At 46.9% G+C, this 18,486-nt stretch carries 16 protein-coding genes; 9 read left to right on the forward strand and 7 right to left on the reverse strand.

The features are described 5' to 3' along the window. Positions 1-183 precede the first annotated feature (183 nt). From SSED_RS06935 to SSED_RS06945, 3 genes are all read left to right on the forward strand, one after another. The gene (locus SSED_RS06935; RefSeq protein ID WP_012141686.1) at positions 184-3,468 is read left to right on the forward strand and encodes a S41 family peptidase; all 3,285 of its coding nucleotides are present in this window, start codon (positions 184-186) and stop codon (positions 3,466-3,468) included. A 242-nt stretch (positions 3,469-3,710) separates the two neighbouring features. Next, positions 3,711-4,598, forward strand: a complete 888-nt coding sequence (locus SSED_RS06940; RefSeq protein WP_012141687.1) for a DUF481 domain-containing protein — start codon at positions 3,711-3,713, stop codon at positions 4,596-4,598. Between the two features lie 159 nt (positions 4,599-4,757). Next, a complete protein-coding gene (locus SSED_RS06945) occupies positions 4,758-5,327 on the forward strand; it encodes a lipid-binding SYLF domain-containing protein (RefSeq protein ID WP_012141688.1) in 570 nt (189 codons plus the stop codon). Positions 5,328-6,139: 812 nt separating this feature from the next. Here SSED_RS06945 and SSED_RS06950 read toward each other — a convergent pair. From SSED_RS06950 to SSED_RS06965, 4 genes are all read right to left on the reverse strand, one after another. Continuing rightward, positions 6,140-6,628: a hypothetical protein gene (locus tag SSED_RS06950; RefSeq protein ID WP_012141689.1), complete on the reverse strand. Its 489-nt coding sequence runs from the start codon at positions 6,626-6,628 to the stop codon at positions 6,140-6,142. A gap of 140 nt (positions 6,629-6,768) precedes the next feature. Continuing rightward, positions 6,769-7,110, reverse strand: a complete 342-nt coding sequence (locus SSED_RS06955) for a DUF3325 domain-containing protein (RefSeq protein WP_012141690.1) — start codon at positions 7,108-7,110, stop codon at positions 6,769-6,771. Positions 7,111-7,114: 4 nt separating this feature from the next. Continuing rightward, positions 7,115-8,785, reverse strand: coding sequence for a PepSY-associated TM helix domain-containing protein (locus SSED_RS06960; protein ID WP_012141691.1), 1,671 nt, complete (start codon positions 8,783-8,785; stop codon positions 7,115-7,117). A gap of 3 nt (positions 8,786-8,788) precedes the next feature. Then, complete coding sequence (locus SSED_RS06965; protein WP_012141692.1) at positions 8,789-9,088, reverse strand: DUF3649 domain-containing protein; 300 nt, start codon at positions 9,086-9,088, stop codon at positions 8,789-8,791. 628 nt (positions 9,089-9,716) lie between these two features. On the opposite strand from SSED_RS06965, the gene hpf reads away from it, so the two are divergent. Beyond that, on the forward strand, positions 9,717-10,073 hold the full coding sequence (gene hpf / locus SSED_RS06970) for a ribosome hibernation-promoting factor, HPF/YfiA family (protein ID WP_012141693.1): 357 nt from the start codon (positions 9,717-9,719) through the stop codon (positions 10,071-10,073). A gap of 129 nt (positions 10,074-10,202) precedes the next feature. Here the strand turns inward: hpf and SSED_RS06975 are convergent, their stop codons facing one another. The 3 genes from SSED_RS06975 to SSED_RS23940 form a co-directional block, all read right to left on the reverse strand. Then, entirely contained in the window at positions 10,203-12,125 is a 1,923-nt protein-coding gene (locus SSED_RS06975) for a monovalent cation:proton antiporter-2 (CPA2) family protein (RefSeq protein WP_012141694.1), read from the reverse strand. Between the two features lie 27 nt (positions 12,126-12,152). Then, a complete protein-coding gene (locus SSED_RS06980) occupies positions 12,153-12,770 on the reverse strand; it encodes an NAD(P)H-dependent oxidoreductase (RefSeq protein WP_012141695.1) in 618 nt (205 codons plus the stop codon). A 156-nt stretch (positions 12,771-12,926) separates the two neighbouring features. Continuing rightward, positions 12,927-13,103: a carbon storage regulator gene (locus tag SSED_RS23940; RefSeq protein ID WP_083758930.1), complete on the reverse strand. Its 177-nt coding sequence runs from the start codon at positions 13,101-13,103 to the stop codon at positions 12,927-12,929. 185 nt (positions 13,104-13,288) lie between these two features. Here SSED_RS23940 and SSED_RS06985 point away from each other — a divergent pair, with 185 nt between their 5' ends. The 5 genes from SSED_RS06985 (at position 13,289) to SSED_RS07005 (ending at position 18,438) form a co-directional block, all read left to right on the forward strand. Further along, a complete protein-coding gene (locus SSED_RS06985; RefSeq protein WP_012141696.1) occupies positions 13,289-13,867 on the forward strand; it encodes a PhnA domain-containing protein in 579 nt (192 codons plus the stop codon). A gap of 141 nt (positions 13,868-14,008) precedes the next feature. Next, a complete protein-coding gene (locus SSED_RS06990) occupies positions 14,009-14,461 on the forward strand; it encodes a YaiI/YqxD family protein (protein WP_012141697.1) in 453 nt (150 codons plus the stop codon). A gap of 427 nt (positions 14,462-14,888) precedes the next feature. Further along, positions 14,889-15,980, forward strand: a complete 1,092-nt coding sequence (locus SSED_RS06995; protein ID WP_041421572.1) for a PfkB family carbohydrate kinase — start codon at positions 14,889-14,891, stop codon at positions 15,978-15,980. After that, the gene (locus tag SSED_RS07000; protein WP_012141699.1) at positions 15,974-16,888 is read left to right on the forward strand and encodes a pseudouridine-5'-phosphate glycosidase; all 915 of its coding nucleotides are present in this window, start codon (positions 15,974-15,976) and stop codon (positions 16,886-16,888) included. The genes SSED_RS06995 and SSED_RS07000 overlap by 7 nt, the downstream gene beginning before the upstream one ends. A 266-nt stretch (positions 16,889-17,154) precedes the next feature. Then, positions 17,155-18,438, forward strand: a complete 1,284-nt coding sequence (locus tag SSED_RS07005; protein WP_012141700.1) for a dicarboxylate/amino acid:cation symporter — start codon at positions 17,155-17,157, stop codon at positions 18,436-18,438. The last annotated feature ends 48 nt before the right edge of the window (positions 18,439-18,486 follow it).

Raw genomic sequence — 18,486 nt, forward strand, 5'->3', positions numbered from 1 at the left:
AGTCCGCTTTTGCAGCTACCGTCTACAGAGTATAGCTAGGGAGTTAAACGACAAAGATAACTTGTACACATTTGCTAATAATTATTGTGAAATATTTTACTGTTGCTTTAAGAAAAGTTTGCTACCTTGTTGAGCTTAAAACTGTGACTTCAGAAAATATTTAATAAGAATAACGAGCTAATAATGAAACTTCGTCTCTCTTTTGTCTGCACTTTATTAGCACTCGGCAGCCTAAGTGCCTCCAGTGCCTTCTCATCCGAATCGGAAAGTCTAGGTTATTACCGTGCCCCGGCCTTGAGTGATAACACGCTTGTCTTTACCGCCGAAGGCGATCTCTGGACTAAGGAGCTGACCCAAAGCCGAGCTCAAAGACTCACCAGCCTACCGGCCGAAGAGTTGGGCGCCAGTATCTCAAAAGATGGTCAGTGGGTGGCTTATGTGGCCAATTATGAAGGTGCCAGCGAAGTGTATGTGATCCCGATTGCTGGTGGGAAAGCAAAGCGAGTGAGCTTCGAAAATAGTCGGGTCCGGGTACAAGGTTGGACCGCCGAGGGCGAAGTGCTCTACGCCACCGACAATGCCTTTGGCCCTGCAAACTACTGGGTCTTAAGAACCGTTAACCCCGAGACGTTAATGACCACCGATCTGCCTCTGGCCGATGCCATCGAAGGGGCTATCGATGATAGTGGTGAGTATCTCTATTTTACCCGCTTTGGGCTACAAACTACCGGGGATAACGCAAAAGTATATCGAGGTGGAGCTAAGGGCGAGTTATGGCGATTTAAACTGGGCTCGAAACAGGAAGCCGAATTGTTAACCGCTTCTCACTCTGGCTCTGTTCGTCAGCCCATGCTGTGGGATAACCGTCTGTATTTTGTGAGTGATAGCGATGGCAATGACAACATCTGGTCAATGATGACAGATGGTCAGAATTTGAAACAGCATACCCAGTTTACTGATTGGCAAGTCAGAGGGGCGCGTTTAGATAAAGGTCGTATCGTATTTCAGCAAGGCGCGGATATAAAACTGTTCGATATTGCGGCTAATGATACCCGTGTCTTAGATATCGATCTGGTCTCAGACTTCTCTCAGCGTCGTGAGCATTGGGTGAACAGCCCTATGAAATATGCGACATCGACACAAGTATCCCCCGTAGGTGACAAAGTCGTTATCACCGCCAGAAGCCATGTGGCCATCGCCGGTGTTGATGGATCGCGCCTTGTCGAGATAGCTCTTCCGGGAAACAGTCGTATTCGAGCCTCGGTAATGAGTCCCGACGGCCAGTGGGTCTATGGTATCAGTGATGCATCCGGTGAGCAGGAGATCTGGCAGTTCCCGGCCGATGGAAGTCAAGGGGCCAAGCAGTTAACCAAAGATGGTAAGACGCTAAGAATGTCATTGAGTGTTTCACCCGATGGACGTTACATCGCCTCGGATGATTACGATGGCAATCTCTGGTTGTTAGATCTAAAGAAAAATCGCAGTAAGAAGATCATCACCCAAGGGGAGGGGTTAGGTCCCTATGCCGATGTGGTCTGGTCTGGCGATAGTCGATTTATTGCCATTACCAAATCTGAGCTGGGTAAACCCAGACCTCAAATTGTCTTGTATTCACTGGAAGAAAACCGCAGTGAAACAGTGACGAGCGATAAATATGAATCCTATTCCCCCGCCTTCAGTAGCGATGGGAAATGGTTATATTTCTTATCTAATCGTCAGTTTACTGCGACGCCGACCTCACCATGGGGCGATCGTAACATGGGACCCATGTTCGATAAACGCAGTGAAATTTTCGCCATCGCCCTGGACAAGAGTGCCAGCTTTGCGTTCCGTAAACCTAATGAGCTAATGCCTGCAGAGTCTGACAAGAAGTCAGATAAAGAGGCCGACAAGCTTAAGATTAATGTTGACTGGAAAGGACTTAATCAACGTCTATGGCAAGTGCCGGTCGGTTCTGGTAATTACTCAAAACTGAGTCTTAAAGAGGACAGCTTATACCTGCTGGACAGGGCATCAGGACGCAGCAGTAAGCCTGACTTGAAAGTTATAAAGTTTGATCCCTTAAGCCCTAAGGTCGAGACATTTGCCAAAGACGTGGGAGATTATGCGCTCTCAGCCGACGGGAAGAAAATATTCATACGCAAGCACAGCAACGGTGGCAAAGAGATGCTGATTGTCGATGCGGTTGATAAGCTACCAAAAGAGCTGAAAAATGCCAAGGTGCAAACCGGGCAGTGGCAACTCGCTATCGAGCCACAACTGGAGTGGCAACAGATGTTCGAAGATGCCTGGTTGATGCACAGAGACTCCTTCTTTGACAAGACAATGCGTGGCTTGGACTGGCAAGCAACTAAGGCTAAATACCAGCCATTGGTCGACAGGCTAACCGACAGGCATGAGCTGAATGACATCTTTAAGCAGATGATGGGCGAGTTGGACTCGTTGCACTCTCAGGTGCGAGGAGGCGATCTCCCTAAAGACAGTAAGATGGCCAAGGCATCGAGTCTCGGGGCTCGCCTCGAACAGACCAAGTCCGGCGTGAAGATATCCCATATTTACCAGAATGATCCTGAGCTTCCTGCACAGTCATCTCCACTGGCCAGGGTCGAAGTCGATGCTGAAGTGGGCGATATTATTCTGGAGATCAATGGTAAGTCGGTAACCAATGTGGCCGATGTGACGCGCTACTTAAGAAACCAGTCTAAAAAGCAGGTACTACTTAAGCTTAAGCGTGGAAAGAAGCAGCATAAGACCATCGTCATGCCTGTTGACACCAGAGTCGATGCCAAGCTGAGATACTTAGATTGGGTCAATCATAATGGCAATAAGGTCTCACTGGGAAGTGAGGGTAAGATAGGCTATCTGCACCTGTACGCTATGGGCAGTGGTGATATTGCCAGCTTTGCACGTGAGTTTTACGCCAACTTTGAAAAAGAGGGGCTGATTATCGATGTGCGCCGTAACCGAGGCGGCAACATTGATAGTTGGATCATCGAGAAACTACTGCGCCGTACCTGGGCATTTTGGCAACCGACTCGTGGTACGCCAAATGCCAATATGCAACAGACCTTCCGTGGACATCTTGTGGTGCTTACCGATCAGTTGACCTACTCGGATGGTGAAACATTCGCGGCCGGTATCAAGGCACTGGGTGTTGCTCCTTTGATAGGAAAGCAAACGGCGGGAGCGGGTGTTTGGTTATCCGGTCGTAATTCGCTGACAGACAAAGGGATGGCACGGGTGGCCGAGTATCCGCAGTATGCGATGGACGGACGTTGGGTGCTCGAAGGGCGAGGTGTTAGTCCGGATATCGAAGTCGATAACCTACCTTATGCCACATTCACAGGTGGTGATGCTCAATTAGATAAAGCGATCTCTTACCTCAAGGATGAGCTGATCCAACAGCCGATTATGCCATTAAAGGCGCTACCAATATCACCCGATGGAGTGGCTGAGGATATTAAGTAAACATTTTGTATTAGATAGGCGCTCACCACGTCTATAGCAAGCACCTTTAGGGGGTTACCGGCCGAGCAGTTCCCAGGCTTTTAACCCCCATTTTTATCTCCGTTTCATCTATGTTCCCAGCGTATCTTTATTACTTCATCCATTTGATTCATCGGGTCTTTACTCAAGGTCATGGGCTCTTTTATGCCTGTAAAATTAAATCGATGCTAGAGTTAATACAGTTAGGTTATCGGAGGTTAAGGATGAAGCGTTTACATACAGAAGCGGGGGGAGGCCGACTCCAATTTGCCATCAAGACACTTGTATCTTGTACTTTGCTACTCTCCTCTTTCATGACTCTTGCCGATGAGAGTAAGTTACGGATCGCGATAGGAAGCTTTTATTCGACATCGGATTCGGGAATGGAGGTGATCAGTCCCTTAACCGATGAGAGCTTTGAGCTGGATTTTGAATCAGATCTCAAGTTAACTGAAAGTGAATTCCTCCCATTTTTTGAGGTGGCATACTGGTTCAATGGCCATCACGGGGTCTATCTGGATTGGAAGCGATTACACCGTGATGCCACAAACCTGAATATAACCACCCCCTTCGAATATGAGCACCCTGAAACCGGGGATAAATATTTAGTGCAGTCAGGCAGCGTGATCACCACAACATTTAATGTCGATATTGCCCGCATTGGTTATGGCTATGATTTTTACCGCGATGATGAATGGGACTTGATCCTGACTGCGGGCCTGCACGTGATGTGGTTTGAACTGGGTTTTTCCGGGGATATCGCGGCTTGTGTCGACAATAATTGTGGCTCAGTGGAGCTCGAACCCGACAACATAGTATTCACCGACGCTACGGCCCCTCTGCCCGATATCGGTGTCGTTGTCAATTATCAGTTTGCTGATGGTTGGCAACTAGGTACACAGGCTCAATATTTCTATCTGAGTTTAGATAACATCAGTGGTCGGTTGGTCGACTTGAGTGCCGGAATTGAGTATACCTTCAGGGATAGTTTTGCCACCGAACTCTCTTATAAATACTATAAAGTATCGGCGGATATTGAGGATGACAATTCCACACTGAAGCTCCATTATGGCTTTCAAGGACCCATGTTAACGCTCTCCTATACTTTTTAGTGTCGATGCTAGGTGATTTAATTCATCCGAGAGATTTCCATATAATAGATCTTGGCAGTCGGTGATGCTCAGGGCTTAAAAACTTTACACTGAGATATAAAAGTCCATCAAAATAGTTGTGGTTCTCTTTCGTTTAATACAATTACATAAGGTAGCAGAATGAAAAAATACAAATTAGTGTTCCTACTTTTACCTGTTTTACTTGTCGGTTGCGCTACGGGAAATACGCCTGAAGCGAAAAAGAAAAATGCACGTGAGGAAACGCAGGCTGCATTGAAAGAGATCTATAGTGAACACAAAGGTGCCGCTTCTGCAGTGGCTAACTCGGTTGCCTATGTCACCTGTACTGGCAGTAACAGCTATCTGTTTGCCATATCTACCGGAGGCGGAGTTTGTGTGCTCAATGAACTGGGGCGCAAGTCATATTATCGTTTCGCCACTGGTGGTGTTGGTGCAGGCATTGGCTGGAAGCAGGTCGCATTCGTGCAAGCTTTTATGGACAAGGCTGCCGTTCAGCGCTTTAAGGATGCAGGTTTCGAGGGGCAAGCGCAGGCAGAAGCCAGCGCCGAGTACGAGGGAAGTGGCGAGCAGGCATCTGCTAATCAGTCTGTGGATCTCAGTGGTGTCAAAACCTATCAGGTTAATTTAATGGGGGCCGCCGCTCAGGCTACGGTTCAGGGCTACAAATACTGGGAAACGAACTTTGAAGATGACTTTGTTGAAAACTAGCGTCGTCGATTCTTCCAGATAATGTAAAGGCGCTGACGGCGTCTTTTTTGTGTCCCATCATAGTTACTTTCTTAATTCATATAAATCAGCTGAATGTGAGAGGGGGGATGTTTGTTCTTCAATGAGGGTGATGGTTTTCTTATAGTTAAGCTGTATATAACCAGAGGAAGTTAGACTTTTATCTTGTTACAGCACTTTTCTGTTGGTTAGCAACCATACTTTATGTATTAGAGGCTAGAAAGTAGAAAAGTGGTTAGCAAAGATATTGTGGTAATTAGAGAAAGGTATCAAGCGAACGGCTAAGGAAGCATAAGTGAGTCACTTAACAGCCGAGTCACTTAATAGCTAGGGCTAATATTGAGGCGTTTAAAGTTTAAGGGGTTACTCGTGACTAATTCTACTAAGATCCTGATTGTACTCTGTATACTCTTACTGGTTATTTTTTCTGGAAGTCTTGCCGCTTAGGAGCAGCGCTATATCGTCAAGTTTAAGCCCGGTGTAGATGAAGATAAATTGCATGCCGATTTTTCACAAAGAACCAGTCAGGTAGAGTTAGCCGTGCCTGAGGTTCACGTTTTTCATCCGTTCCTATGGGAACTGGCTTAGCTACTACAACGTCGGTTGCGGGAGCTGAATATTGTGCCATAGGGATGGATGACTCCTCTTAGGGAACCGGAAGTGGTTTCCTGCTCGATTGTGGAAACACTGGTGGCGGAAACGGTAAACCTGATAAACCATGCAGAGGCAGGAACTGTCCTTAATCAAAAAACGCCGCATTTAGCGGCGTTTTACTATCTGATATACGGGAAAAGCTAGTACCAGTCATCGATACTCTGAGTGGTATTTACATAGGTCTGCATCGTTGAAATTTGTTGCTGCTGTGCCTTGCTGTCTACGACGGCGGCGCGTGCATCATCGTTATTTGACAGGTAATAGGCAGTCGATGCCGACATCCCTTGGCTGTTGCCAGTCACTATACCGGCCATATCTGAGTAGATCTGATATTGAGCCTTGGCTTTTTTGTATTCGACATAGTTGTCAACTTTTTCTCCGTCATTGGGCAGGGCTGGTTTTACAGGCAGCGTTTCAGCATCTTTAGCGCTTGGTTGAGCTTGAGACTGAGATGAAAGCGCTGCTGCCTGTATAGAAATTGTCACGCTGTCGCTATTTGACTGCTGCGAAGGCTGAGTCGTAGTGAGAGGAGAGTCGGTCTTAGATTGAGTGGCGTTCTGTACCGATTGCTTCGATGCTATAGCCTGTGTAGCCGGGCCTGTATTTTGAGAAGTTGAATTAATTTGCATCTCTGCCTCGCGTAAAGTGGTATCAATTGAACCACTCTACAATGGTAAAGCTGAATGCAGACTGAATTTGATTGAAAAAACGACACATTCTACCGTTTTTCAAATAAACTCAGCCCGCACTCTGTGCTGCTTACCTCAATTTAGGCGAAGATCTGCAGTAGGGTGCCAAGGACTCCGGAGCCTGTCATGAAATGGGGCAGGTGATGAGCCCGGTAGCTTAACGTCAAGATCACTAATAGTCCTGCAAGGGATAAAAGTCCGGTGAATAGTATGCTGCCATAGGCAAACCCCTGATAAACCACGCCAGCATAATAGCTGGCAGCGAGTATGATCCAGCCGGACCAGTAAAGTACTCTGCTTTGAGTTTGGTTGGGTGAACGTTTAAAAGCCCCGCGAAAGTGAGAAAACATGGCTAAGGACAGACAACCGAAAGCGAGGTAGCTGAAGTTGAGAATGCTGAGGGTCATAGAGTTAGAGATCATAATATTACGCACCTTCCTTAGCTGACGGCTCCAGCTCAGGCGACACCTTTGTCGCTGTAAGAACCCGTTTTTCTTTATTCGGACGTGCAGTGTTTGCCGCGACACGAGTAGAGGGCTTAGCGTGAGTGTGAGCTAATTTATCTCTTGCAAACCATAATGCTATTCCTATCAACAGACAGAGGAGATCGAAACCTACTAATGCCCATTGATGGCTGGCAATATTTTGAAACAGGTGTTGGCTGGAGGTCGCCCAGTTAAGAAGAGGGACCGCCATAAAGGTAACCGCACTAAGCCCCAGTACTCTGCGCCAGCTTGTCAGGCTGCGGTCAAAGTAAGCCAGCAGTGCGGTTAAACAGATAACGGCAAAGAAGCTGTGTACCTCCCATTGAGGCCGGTCTGCCATCTGTGCCGGCAGGAGCCGGTTAGCATAGAAAAATCCACAGGTTGCCAGAGGTAAGCCTGCGATAAAAGTCAGATTTAGCCCCTCTACCAGACGCAGGCCTAAGCTTGGTTTGTTGCCCTGTTTGATACTTTTTTGCTGTTTTTGGCGGATCTTCACCGCCCATAACAGGGTTCCGGTGGCTATCATGGCGCAGCCCATGAAACCGCAGATAAAGAAGAATCCCCTTAATACCGGCTCAGCAAAACGAGCCGTGTGCAGCGACATTAACGTATCGTGTGTGGCATGAGCTGCCGAGGGGGTATCGGCTGCTTGACTCAACTGCTCACCAGATACACCGCTGAATATCAGGGGTATACGCAGGTCTGTTACTGACTGTTGGGTATTTTTATAGAAACTGATCCGACTGTTTTCATCATTGATATTGCTGATCACCACCTGTTTAATCGGCGTATCTCCCCAATTCGTCTTTACGGCGGGGAGTAATGTACTCAGTTGAATTAATGGTGCCGGGGTACCCGAAGCGGCAACTTGCTCTCGTCCCGGTTTCAGTTCCGCGCGAAATGCACGGGTGTCACCATCATAGGCGGTCATCACCCCCCAAGGCATATACATCAACATCAAAGTGATTAGGCCGGTATAGGTGATCATCAAATGATAGGGAAGGGCGAGTACCGAGCTGATATTATGGGCATCGAGCCATGAACGACCGCCCTTATTTCGCCTGAAGCTGAAAAAATCCTTAAAGATGCGCTTATGAATGACAATGCCACTGATCAAAGCCAGCAACATAAACATAGTACAAAACCCGACAATCCAACGAGCGATTTTTGCCGGCATGTAATGAAGGTCGAAATGTAATCTATAGAAGAAGTTACCACCGCGTGAATCACGTACGTCGGTGACCATACCCTGACCATTTGTATGGGCGATATGCTCAATAAACTGTCCCCTTCGTTCGCCGGGTTTCGGTAGTGTCTGCCAGCCATAGCTGAGATAAGGTTTACGTTCGGTGGGGAAGTTAATGCGCCAATCTTTTGCACTTTTAGCGTGCTCAGATAGGTAGGCTTGCCCGTCTCGAAGCTGGTGAACTAAGTTGTCTGTTTGATAGGCTTGAAAAACATCCTTATGAATTTCCGGCTTGGTCCATAGGGATATCTCATAGCGGTAATAACTAACCGTGCCTGCAAAAAAAACTAACAAAAGTACCCAACATACCAGCAGGCCAACCCAGGTGTGTAACCAGGTCATGGAGCGAAAAAATGTCTCTTTCATTGCTTAATTTACCCACAAGATAATGATGTAAAAGGTGGCACCAATCACCAGTAGATCCCGCCAGGCTTGCCAGCTTGTCCTGACACTAAACGCCCAGATAGCCGCCGTAGCATAAAAGCTAAATGAGAGCATCATAGCGGTCAGCGCACTTTGGGCGGCGGGCAAAGGTATGATGAGAGCCAATAAACCACAGGCGGTAGCCGCGACTAAATAACCTGCAAAAATGGCTGCAAAGCTGCGAGACATAATGTTGATAGCTTGCGAACGGATAAATGCTCGCCAGTTTAAATTTGGTAAGACCACTATGGTTTGTTCCTGGTGGAAAGGGGCCAGTTTAGCGCTGGCAAAAAAGCTGTTGTGATTCTACCTTAATAATACCTAGGTGATAACCGTTTTCATTCGCATTTAATGTGTAAAGATTGCCGCTGTGAGCGCTGGATCCCAAAAAAGACGGTGAGCCAGATAGCTTAAAAAGTTAAATGAGTCGATGTTTGTCGATAAACGAAACACTTCTGCTTCAAGGATCGTTTTTTTAGCATATGCTTAGTGAGTCCCCCCCATTTATCGGTCATCCGAGTAATAAAAAAGCATCAATTTGATGCTTTTTATAACGATTATCTTAGTTTTGGCTTAATTTTGGACATTGAATATAGTCGTTACTTGCTTTTATGAAATATGAGGAGTACATATTAATACAACTAGTTTGAAAGTACTTATTGAGGCTCCGGTGTGGGGAACTGGTGTTGGTTAGTTCAAGAGTATTTGTAATAGTTAGAATGGATACAGGACTCGTATAAGCCTGGTTGAGTAGGAAATACCGATAAAAGTGTAGGGCAAAATTAGTAGCGTAAAAATATTTTACTTGCCCCCTTGTCTTTTCAACCACCAGCCCCAAGTTCTATTATTGAAGTAATTCTTAAAAGGAAAACCTATGAAAATAAATCTTTCTGGTCACCACGTCGATGTTACCGATTCAATCAAAGAGCATGTGAACGAAAAGTTTTCCAAAATCGCCACTCATTTCCCAACGTTAATCTCGTTAGATGTCATCATTTCTAAGGAGCATGGCGAGTATCAGGTTGAGCTGCGTACAAATTATGAAGGTAGCCGAATTTCAGCATCTGGTTGTAATGGTGTGATGTATCCGGCTATTGCGACTGCGGCTAAGAAGCTTGACGCAGCGCTTAAGCACAGAAAAGGTCAGCTAAAAGCCGACCTTCATGAGAAGCCTGTGAGTACGACTCCCGAGATAGCTCATGAGATAGTTCAAGAGATGAAACTTGTCTAAATTGACGAGATGAGTTTCTCGCCGTTAAGGCTGAGAATCTGATGCATCCTTGATGTAAAAGTTAAAAAACCACCGCTCAGTCGGTGGTTTTTTTATGGAAGGAATAATGACTCGGAAATGCCAGAATTGCTATTCCGTTTTGTTCATCTCCTTTTCATAGTCTTTAGGCGGCGGCGTCCATCCGCGTTCGACTCTTGCCTGCTCATCGAAGTGATCACTCTTCATCGCTTTCGCTATGGCGGTTTCAAGTTCGATAAACAACTCTCTGAAGTGAGCGCTGTATTTGCTGTCTTCGGTTTTCTTTTTCCAGGACTCAAACAGTGAATCTTTATAACAAAGTTCCAGCTCGCGTAGGGTGGCCTTCTTCTGTTCGGCTTTAAACGGATGAACCCCGAGGGAGATCAAGGCCTCTTTACCAAGCTCTAAGGCTGAATGGTAGGTTTCACTGATGATAAAGTCTGCCCCGGCATGTTTAAGTTCGAAGTGGTGCCCTCTGTCGAATGCACGGGCAAAAACCTTCACTTTCGGGTAGGTGTGCTTCACATATTTTGTCAGTTCTACCGCACGTTCATTGTTATCGATGGCGATGACCAGCATGGTGGCTTCTTCGATACCTGCGGTGTGGAGCAGATCTGGTTGAGTCGCATCACCATAGAAGCTCTTAACGTTAATCTTTTTAAGGTTTTCAACTTGAGATATCTGATGATCCAGTACCACAGTATCGATTTTATTGGCCCGTAAGAAACGATTCACCATCTGGCCGAAGCGGCCAATTCCTGCGATGATCACCGTTCCCTTTTCGGTGATCTCGTCGGTCTCTCGGTCATTTTCAAAATGTTCAAACCTTGGCACAATCACCTTATCGAAGAAGATAAACAGGCCAGGTGTGAGGAACATAGACAGGGCGACCACCAATGAGAGCATCTGGGCCAGATCGGTAGGGATCACGTGGTTTTGTACCGTGTAACTGAGCAGGACGAAACCAAACTCCCCGGCTTGAGCTAAGCTCAGGGCAAACAACCAGCGATCGCTGTTTTTAATTCTGAATATGAGCGCTAACAGAAATAATACCAGGGCTTTTACCAGCATGACCCCGGCAGTGATCCCAAGCACGGGGCCGATATTATCGGCTAACACTCCAAAGTCGATGCCTGCGCCAACTGTGATAAAAAATAGTCCCAGCAATAAACCTTTAAAAGGTTCGATATTGGACTCAAGTTCATGACGAAATTCACTGTTAGCCAGTACCACACCGGCTAGAAATGTACCCAGAGCCGGGGATAGGCCAACTAAACTCATCAATGCTGCTATGCCGATAACCAGCATAAGCGCAGTGGCGGTGAAAATTTCCCTCAGGCCCGAACTTGCGACATATCGAAACAGAGGACGACTGAGATAATGCCCACCGACAACAACGGCTGCGATGGCCAACATGACCACGATCCCATAAGCCCATCCAGGCAAACCGGCCACTAAAGAGAGCTCTTCATGCTGCTGCGCGGCTTGGCCAACTGCGGCTTGTGCCTGTTCGACCAACTCGGGTAGTGCCAATAGTGGAATGAGCGCCAGCATGGGGATCACGGCGATATCCTGGAACAGGAGAACCGAGAATGCATTCTTTCCTCCTTCGGTTTTTGACAGGCCTTTCTCGTTAAAGGTCTGCAGCACGATGGCGGTAGAAGACAGCGCGAAGATAAGGCCTACCGTTAGTGCGATGCTCCAGCTTAAGCCAAAGTAGATACCTGCTGCGGTAATGATTGCGGTCGTTAACCCTATCTGCAGGCCGCCTAAGCCGATAAGTTTATTACGCATATCCCAAAGCATTCGTGGCTCGAGTTCCAGTCCCACAAGGAATAGCATCATGACCACGCCAAATTCGGCAAAATGTTGCAAGGTATTGGTTTCACTGCCGACCAGACCGATGATCGGACCGATAACCACTCCCGCCATCAGGTAACCCAGTACAGAGCCTAACCCAAAACGTTTGGCCAAAGGCACTGCGATAACCGCCGCGCAAAGGTAGATAAAAGCTTGAATAAAATAAGCTGTCATTAGGTTCCCTTAGTCTAAACTTTGCAATTAAGCGTTAAATGAGCCAGATAATTTGGTGTTTAATACGGGCAATGCTCTTGACGTTTCAACATCTAAATTATCTTCAGCCAATGCGGTTAACAGATGACGAAAACTCTCGATATGGGCATTTACGCGGTTCTCTTCTACCGCATTTCTGGCGCTAAACAGTACGAAGGGGGGGAGATAATTCATCCCCGTTAATGACGCTGTTTGCTCCAGTGGCTGGAGTAGCTCCCGGACAGTGAAATGGTTGTAGCCCGCTTGCTGGTAGGCAGCCTCTGAGCCGCCGGCAGTGACGGCACACAGAAACGTCTTCCCCTCTAATGCATGACCGTTGGCGCCGTAGGCGAAACCATATTCAAGCACCAGATCTTGCCACTGCTTTAATATTGCGGGAGTGGAATACCAATAGAGTGGAAACATAAAGATAATGACATCATGTTCGCGCAGTCTCTGCTGCTCTTTGTCGATATTGATATGAAATGTGGGGTATTCCCGATAGAGATCGACAGCCGTCACATCGCCGTGTTGCTGGCAATCGGTAAAAAGTGGCTTGTTGACCTCTGAGCGCTCTTGAGCCGGATGCGCAAACAGCACTAAGATTTTCTTCTTGTCCTCGGACATAACGGATCCTTGTAAACGAGTGTGTCACTCATTTTAGTAATTTATCATAGGTTCCTTTTAGCAATAACTAGTTTATGGATCTTATCTGCCAGAACTCTTATCAAGAGTTTGATTTCCAATGTTTGATTTGTTGACTCTACCTGAACAGGCAGAGCGCTACTCTCCGAGCTGAAGCATCTCACTTCGATAGATATCTACCGAACTGTCGGCATCGATTCCGATTCGATTGTCGGCGTAGATATTAATCTCTATGTCTTTTAAGGGCTTACCATTTTCATCATAGACATTGGTTATGATAACTGAAGTGTTCGTCTTTCTCGTAAGAATAAGCATATGACCTCCCTGTGCATACTTCACTGTCTTCTAGGTGTAGCAGTGAAATCGTCAATGTTCAATGTGAAAATGTTTGATACGTGTCATGAAGCAAGCATAGCCGGGACGGGCTGGCTGTTGTGAATTGGCTCTATATGATATAGTGCCGCCCATTATTGAGACCCGTTTAGCTTGAAGAGAAAGAGATGACTAAAGAACTATTAAGCCGCTGTGGTGGCAAGTGTGAATTATGTGGTAGCGAATCAAACTTAGCTGCCTTTGAGCTGCCAGAGTCTAAGGGTTACGGTGATGCGCGAATCATGATTTGTGACACTTGTACTGGTCAGATCAAAACTCCTGCAACTATCGATATGAACCACTGGCGTTGTCTCAACGACAGCATGTGGAGTCAGGTGCCAGCCGTTCAAGTCATGGCTTACCGTATGTTAAAGCAGATCAGTGCTGAAGCATGGGCGCGCGATCTGCTTGATATGCTTTATCTCGATGAAGATATGCAAGCGTGGGCTGAAGCGGGAATCGAAGAGGTCGATGAAGATTTTGTACCTCACAAAGACAGTAATGGCGCAATCTTAGAGGCGGGTGATAACGTCGTTATCATTAAAGATCTTAACGTTAAGGGCACTACCTTTACCGCTAAGCGCGGCACAACCGTTCGCGGTATCTCTTTGACGAATAACCCTGAGCATATCGAAGGTCGTGTAAACGGTACTCGTATCGTTATCTTGACCTGCTTCGTTAAGAAGGTTATGCCAAGCGAAGAGTAAGTCGGACGAATACTCGATTGACTTTAAAGCCGCCGTTATCTCACCGATTTCGGTGGCTTTATCATTTCTGTCGCTTGGGTATATATTAATCAATAGCTTAAGTTAACTCGCATTCGTGAACGTGCACTTTAGGAGATAAGTATGAAGATTTGGGTCGATGCAGATGCTTGCCCTGGGGTAATTAAAGAGATCTTGTTTAGGGTTGCGGACAGGGCGAAAGTCGAGGTCACATTAGTGGCTAACCACTCCATGCGTATTCCACCATCTCGTTTTATCAAGATGGTGACGGTTCCTTCGGGCTTCGATGTGGCCGATGATGAGATCGTGAAGCGTCTCGACGCCGGAGATCTGGTTATCACAGCCGATATTCCACTCGCATCGGAAGTGATAGATAAAGGCGGCATTGCCCTGAACCCCCGCGGTGAGCTCTATACCGTGCAGAACATAAAGTCGATTCTGAATATGCGGGACTTTATGGATACCATGCGCGCCAGCGGGGTTCAAACCGGAGGGCCAGCTGCGATAGGGGCGAGTGAGAAGCAAGCCTTTGGTAATCAGTTAGATCGCTTTGTCACAAAATATCATAAGCTGTAAGTTACGGGCTACGGGCTACGGGCTACGGGCTACGGGCTACGAGTTTCGGGCGACGGTGATCCATGTAGGAGCGGCTTTAGCCGCGAATGTTTCAGGGCACGAGTCACGAGGATTCGAGCTTCGAGCTTCGAGCATATTACGCAGAACTCAGAATCTGATGTGACCGCCTAGAACCTAGAACCTAGAACTTATCTTTCCTCTCTTTGACTTGTCGTTATTGATACTTCCTGCTTCCTGCTTCCTACTTCCTACCGTGACGCAGCGATAATTTAGCGTTGACTGAACTGTTGTTAGTTCACATTTTTTACCTGGAAATTACATTTTTTACTTGAACTTTGCCTTTATTGAGCATACTTTAGGTTCAAGCTTAAACTTAAGTTTGGTATCCAAACAAATGTTTGTTTGGCGTGTAACCTGGATAATAAAGATGACAGAACGCGAACTAGAGATACTGGCACTACTTAAACAAGACCCACTTATCGCGCAACAGAGCTTAGCCGATCAGTTAGGCATAAGCCGTTCCGCCGTTGCCGGGCATATCATGAACCTCACCAATAAAGGCGTCATTCGGGGAAAAGGTTATATCTTAGCCGAATCCCGATATGCGGTTGTTATCGGCGGGGCTAATATGGATATTCTTGGCCGTCCATTAAATTCATTGCAGGTCGGTGATTCAAACCCGGGCAGTGTGAGCTGCTCTCCCGGAGGCGTCGGGCGTAATATCGCCGAGAACTTAGCAAGGTTAGGTTCCGAGACGCGGCTGATCAGTGCCGTAGGTAAAGATACTTATGGGCAGATGATCGTGAGTCAATGCCAGCAAGCTGGTATCGATATGAAAGGCTGCTTGCAGCTCAATGATGTGAATACTTCCACCTATCTTTCTGTGCTCGATGGCGACAGCGACATGCATGTTGCTATTAATGACATGGCAATCCTGGATCGTTTGAGTGTCGAGGTTCTCAAGGAGAAGGAGGAGCTGTTAAGACGCGCAGATCTTATTATTTTGGATGCAAACCTGTCAGCAGAATCACTGGAATACCTGCTCAATAACTTCTCCGACAGACCCATATTTGTGGATACCGTCTCCTGTGTTAAGGCTAAGAAAATAAAGCCATTTCTAAGTTCGGTACACACGTTAAAACCCAATCTTAAAGAGGCCGAGCAGCTCTCAGGGATCATCATTGAAGACTATAGTGAGCTACCCGGTTTAGCTAACTGGTTCCATAACCAGGGGGTTAAGCGCATCTTCCTAAGTCTTGGCAGTGATGGTGTGTTTTACAGTGATGAAGGTGCTCAAGCGCTTATCCCAGCCATCCCGGTCGCCATGGTTAATGCGAACGGGGCCGGTGATGCGTTCCTTGCAGGCCTCGCTCATGGCTGGATCCAGGAGTGGAGCATAGAGCACTCAACCAAATTTGCTATGGCCGCAGCAGTCGTGGCGCTGTCACACCTTGCGACCATTAATCCAAATATGTCAGAAATATCAGTAAACCGAATTATCAAGGAGTTAACATGTTAGAGCAGTACCTAGATATTAATCCAGAAGTCGCCGCGGCAATTGCAGCAGGAAAGCCAGTTGTTGCACTGGAATCTACGATTATTTCACACGGAATGCCTTATCCGCAAAACGTGGAAACGGCCCTGAAGGTTGAGCAGATTATTCGTGATAATGGCGCGATCCCTGCGACGATAGCCATCTTGAAGGGACGATTGAAAGTGGGCATGACTCATGAAGAGATCGAATATTTAGGTAAGGCAGGTTTAGATGTCATTAAGACCAGTCGCCGCGATATCCCCTTTATTGTCGCTAAGCAGGTAGATGGTGCGACTACAGTGGCCTCGACCATGATTTTGGCGCAGATGGCGGGTATCAAGGTATTTGCTACAGGCGGTATCGGTGGTGTTCACCGTGGTGCACAACAGACATTTGATATCTCGGCCGATCTTCAAGAGTTAGCTAATACCGATGTGGCGGTTATCTGTGCAGGTGCTAAATCTATTTTGGATATCGGCCTGACTCTGGAGTATCTGGAGACTCAGGGCGTGCCGGTTATCGGTCATCAAACTGATACTCTGCCCGCTTTCTATACCCGTGAAAGCGAGTTTGGTGTCGACTACAGACTGGATACCGCCGAGCAGATCGCGACGGCGATGAAAGCCAAGTGGGAGATGGGATTAAAAGGTGGCGTTGTCGTTGCAAACCCAATACCGGAAGAGTATCAGCTTGATCGCGCCATGATCGATGAGGTGATCATCAATGCCGTTGCCGAGATGGACAGCAAAGGGATATCGGGTAAAGAGTCGACACCTTTCTTACTGGCTAAAGTTGCAGAAAAAACAGAAGGCACCAGCCTGAAAGCCAACATCGAGCTTGTGTTTAACAACGCCAAGTTGGCGGCCGGAATTGCTGTTGAGTATGCGAAGTAAGTAGCAAAATGTCTGTTTAATTCAGACTTTTTTTGCAAAAGAGAAGGCGCCTGAGGGCGCCTTTTTTCTGCTCAGTTTTTGAATTACTGAGTTAAGCCTAATCTGAATTTTTGGGGAAAAGTGAAAATAGGAGAGGGATATTTCAATTTATCAGTAATGAGCGGAGCGTCAATTCTGTCCTTAAAGAGAATGTATTCGGTTGAATATTCAATTCTTGTCTAGGATTAGTGTACAGGTATTAACCGCGCCTGGCGGAGATAACACTGATGAAGCTACATTGGCAGATCTTGATTGCCATCTTACTGGCTATCTTAGTCGGTATTATGACAGTCCCCGAAAGTGCGATTTATGAAATTTATGATTTCATCGGCACTATGTTTCTCAATGCCCTCAAGATGGTAATCGTGCCTCTGATCATGTCATCCATTATCTCGAGTATGGCTGGTCTCAATCATGGCGATAGTTTAGGGAGACTCGGGCTAAAGACAATGGCTTATTACACCATGACCAGTCTGTTAGCCATCTTAATAGGCTTGACCTTAGTCAATATTACTCTGCCGGGGATTATCGATGGGCAACCCGCTGGTGATTTGCTCAACCTCAATACTAACAGCGCTGAGGTTGCGTCGACACTAAGTCAGGTTGAGGGGCGAGGGAGTAAAGATCTGGTTGAGATCTTTGTCAGAATGATCCCGACCAATATTGTAGAGGCGGCAAGTGAAGGTCAGATGTTAGGCCTTATTTTTTTCAGTCTACTGTTTGGTTTCTTTATGGGGCGCGTCGAGGGGCGCAGGGGAGAGGTACTACGGGACTTTTGGAAAGGCGTCGCGAAAACGATGGTGCTTATTACTCAGTTTGTCCTTAAGTTTGCTCCTCTGGGAATATTTGCATTGATAGCAAAGACGGTGAGTGCAACAGGCTTTAATGCTTTTGAGCCTATGTTGGTATTTCTGTTTACGGTCATCATCTCCCTGGCGCTGCACGCGTTTATTGTTTTACCTCTGCTGCTTAAATTCGTCGGCAGAGTAAGCCCCATAAAGCAGATTGTGGCTATGTCTCCGGCGATGTTAATGGCGTTTTCAACGGCCTCCTCTTCTGCGACTCTGCCATTGACCATGCAGTGCATACAAAAGCGAGCCGGAGTATCGAGAAAAACCGCAAGCTTTGTTTTACCTTTGGGGGCTACGGTCAATATGGACGGCACGGCGCTTTATGAGTGTGTGGCCGCGATGTTTATTGCCCAAGCCTATGGTTTGGAGCTCGGGTTTATCACCCAATTTACCATTGTGTTAGTGGCTCTGCTCACTTCAATTGGGGTCGCGGGTATTCCGGCTGCCAGCCTGGTGGCCATTACCGTGATTTTAGGGGCAATAGGTTTACCTCTTGAAGCGATAGGTTTACTGCTGGTGACTGATAGAATACTGGATATGCTACGAACATCGGTAAATGTATTCAGTGATGCGTGTGGAACCGTGATAATCGCAAAATCAGAGGGGGAGAGCTGGGTGCTCAATCAAGACAGTGAAGTGGTCGAGGCTGTGGGAGATTGACCGCGACTTATTCTTTAGGAGAAGACGATAAGTCGCGAGAACAGTGTA

This window comes from Shewanella sediminis HAW-EB3, from assembly GCF_000018025.1.
In the GTDB taxonomy this organism is placed as follows: Bacteria; Pseudomonadota; Gammaproteobacteria; order Enterobacterales; family Shewanellaceae; genus Shewanella; species Shewanella sediminis.

Bases quoted from the DNA above. Each gene is read 5' to 3' on its own strand.
- SSED_RS06935 (WP_012141686.1), top strand. From the start codon at position 184: ATGAAACTTCGTCTCTCTTTTGTCTGCACTTTATTAGCACTCGGCAGC.
- SSED_RS06940 (WP_012141687.1), top strand. From the start codon at position 3,711: ATGAAGCGTTTACATACAGAAGCGGGGGGAGGCCGACTCCAATTTGCC.
- SSED_RS06945 (WP_012141688.1), top strand. From the start codon at position 4,758: ATGAAAAAATACAAATTAGTGTTCCTACTTTTACCTGTTTTACTTGTC.
- SSED_RS06950 (WP_012141689.1), bottom strand. From the start codon at position 6,628: ATGCAAATTAATTCAACTTCTCAAAATACAGGCCCGGCTACACAGGCT.
- SSED_RS06955 (WP_012141690.1), bottom strand. From the start codon at position 7,110: ATGATCTCTAACTCTATGACCCTCAGCATTCTCAACTTCAGCTACCTC.
- SSED_RS06960 (WP_012141691.1), bottom strand. From the start codon at position 8,785: ATGAAAGAGACATTTTTTCGCTCCATGACCTGGTTACACACCTGGGTT.
- hpf (WP_012141693.1), top strand. From the start codon at position 9,717: ATGAAAATAAATCTTTCTGGTCACCACGTCGATGTTACCGATTCAATC.
- SSED_RS06975 (WP_012141694.1), bottom strand. From the start codon at position 12,125: ATGACAGCTTATTTTATTCAAGCTTTTATCTACCTTTGCGCGGCGGTT.
- SSED_RS06980 (WP_012141695.1), bottom strand. From the start codon at position 12,770: ATGTCCGAGGACAAGAAGAAAATCTTAGTGCTGTTTGCGCATCCGGCT.
- SSED_RS23940 (WP_083758930.1), bottom strand. From the start codon at position 13,103: ATGCTTATTCTTACGAGAAAGACGAACACTTCAGTTATCATAACCAAT.
- SSED_RS06985 (WP_012141696.1), top strand. From the start codon at position 13,289: ATGACTAAAGAACTATTAAGCCGCTGTGGTGGCAAGTGTGAATTATGT.
- SSED_RS06990 (WP_012141697.1), top strand. From the start codon at position 14,009: ATGAAGATTTGGGTCGATGCAGATGCTTGCCCTGGGGTAATTAAAGAG.
- SSED_RS06995 (WP_041421572.1), top strand. From the start codon at position 14,889: ATGACAGAACGCGAACTAGAGATACTGGCACTACTTAAACAAGACCCA.
- SSED_RS07000 (WP_012141699.1), top strand. From the start codon at position 15,974: ATGTTAGAGCAGTACCTAGATATTAATCCAGAAGTCGCCGCGGCAATT.
- SSED_RS07005 (WP_012141700.1), top strand. From the start codon at position 17,155: ATGAAGCTACATTGGCAGATCTTGATTGCCATCTTACTGGCTATCTTA.